Below are 2409 nucleotides of genomic sequence, written 5' to 3' on the forward strand. Positions count from 1 at the left end.
CGCGGCGAGGATGCCGCCGATCAGCAACGCCATGGTGACAGCCGCGGCAATAAGCGCCCACCCCGCGAACCCGCCGCCGAGCGCCGTGATGAATAGTGCCGCCCCGATGATGGCAGCCATCAAGAAGACGACGGCGATCCAGTTCTCCGCTATCCGGGCCCAGCGACCGTCTCGAATAGGTTTTCTTGTCGCACCGTGGTTTTCAGTCATCACCTGCTGCCGTTCTGTCGGAAACCGAGGTGTGCGCGGGGTTCACGTGTCGACGATCGTCGGTAGGTCCCAGGGTCGACCCGGACCGGGATACCCACAGTTGTCGCTTCGGTGGTGAGGTCATGTCCGCACGGGTACCCAAAGCGCCCGACACCCACACCGAGGTCGGGGGTCAACCCTTGTGATATCGCCACCTGAGCCGAGACGAGCGGCGACCATGACCTCGGTTCCTATTCCCACCGCACCGGTTGCCGATCTCGGAAGGTGATTCGGGTCTTCGAGACACCCCGCACCGCCACCCTCCTCACCCCGGGTTGCTGCGCCCCGCCCTACCCCACCGGACCGAGACCTCGCCGGTGCCGAAGGGGGATGGGATGCCGGTAGCAGTCTGGCTGTGGCTTTCGACGAGTCCGGGACCGCAACGAAAAGCTCCTGTGCGCACGACACTACGCAACCCGCTTGCGGCACACCGCGGCCGCTCGGCTCACAGCCACCGGCAACATCCGAGCATGGTCGGCACCACTGGTCACACAGCGACCGCGCGGATGCGGCGGAGGGTTTGGTCGGCAGCATCGGGGATTTCCATGCCCGCGTCCACCCCGCTGCGCAGATAGTCGATCACCGGCTGGTCGAGCCGCTCCCCCGGTACCACTGCGGGAATGCCGGGTGGATACGGGGTCAGGGGTTCGGCCGCGATCCGTCCGGCGGCCCTGTCCGCGTCGACCATCTCCGTCCGGCCGAAGAACGCATCCCGCGGCGACATCACCGACTCGAGTTGCAGCTCCTGCGGGCTAGGCAACGAGATCGGCGGTGGTGGTTCGAACGAAGCCGCGGCCTGCGCCAGGTCGTCGAGTGCGGTGACCAAGCGGCCGGTGGTGGTGTCGTCATCGGCCATCGACAAGGTCGCCGCGATTCGGCGGTGATCGTGCATGCCGACGTCGAGGCGGCAATACTCCCGCAACCAATCGGTGCACTGGAACCCCGATACACCGAGTTCGCTGACATCGATGAGGATCTGCAAGCGGTCGAGATCATGCGAGGCCTGCTCACCGAGTAGCCGATCCTCGAGCACGGCCAGACCATCGATGTCGGCAATCCGTTCCCGAGCGCGGCCGGCGAGTGCGAGTGCGCTGCCGAGCAGCTCCCCACCGCGCTCGACCATCTGCCGCCGCCACCCGTCGATGGCCGCATACAACATCACGTTCGGGCTGGTGGTCGTCAACAGGTCCGCACATTGCGACAAGCGCGTGCCGTCGACCAGGCGACCCTGCAGGTGATACACCGATCCCTGCTCGAAACCGGCACCCATCTTGTGGACGCTGACCACGCAGACGTCGGCGCCCGCGTCCATGGCCCAGCTCGGCAGGTCGTCGTGGAAGGGCAGATGCGCACCCCACGCCTCGTCGACGATCAGCGGCCTGCCCCGTCTGTGACACACCTGCGCAATGGATTCGATATCGGCGCACGTGCCGTACGGACTCGGACTGACGATCAGTGCACCGGCTGCGTCGGGGTACTTCTCCCACATCGCCCGCACTTGTTCCGGGGACGGAGGATGGGAAAAATGCATGTCCTCGTCCCATCGGGGCGTGATCCACCTGGGCGTCACACCGCTGAAGATCAGTCCGGCGACGATGGATTTATGGGCGTCGCGGGTCACCAGCAAACCGCCGGGATCGTTTCCGGCGACGGCCATCATCGCCGCCTTCACCGACAGCGAACTACCGCAGGTCGAGAAGAAGGCCTGCTCGGCCCGGACCGCGTCGGCCATCAGGTGTTCGGCCTGGGCCAGGTAGCCGTTCCTCGATTTCCGGTCGTCCAGACCACCGGAGGCGAGCACGTCCGCACGGAACGGGGCGGTGCCGAGAACCCTCTTTACCCGCTCGTCCGCGCCGCGGCCCTGACGATGCCCGGGCGGGGAGAATCCGTAACGGTCAAGCTTGTGGTACTGCTCCAACGCATCCAACAACGGCGCCTGCGACTGGTCCATACCCGACGGAGTACCCGCACTCGTTTCGCCCTGAACCTTCGACACCCGCAGCCAGTACACCGGTCTCCCGACCTCGCTCGTCGTCTGCACGTGATCGGTTTCAGCTGAGCCCGCTGGCCGCCGGTTTCGTCTCGAGGAATCCGGGGATACCTTGTGAATGAGCGTTGCAGCAACGGAATCGGTTCCCGACCTCAGCGTGGGGGTCGAGG

At 65.9% G+C, this 2409-nt stretch carries 1 protein-coding gene and 1 pseudogene; both read right to left on the bottom strand.

The genetic code is table 11. The features are described 5' to 3' along the window. Positions 1-210 (bottom strand): annotated as a pseudogene (locus ACFTZB_RS45060) (hypothetical protein); the annotation flags it as partial. A gap of 526 nt (positions 211-736) precedes the next feature. Next, entirely contained in the window at positions 737-2200 is a 1464-nt protein-coding gene (locus ACFTZB_RS45065) for an aminotransferase class I/II-fold pyridoxal phosphate-dependent enzyme (protein WP_378442423.1), read from the bottom strand. Positions 2201-2409 lie beyond the last annotated feature (209 nt).

The organism is Rhodococcus sp. NPDC057014, from assembly GCF_042673295.1.
Taxonomy (GTDB): Bacteria; Actinomycetota; Actinomycetes; order Mycobacteriales; family Mycobacteriaceae; genus Rhodococcus_F.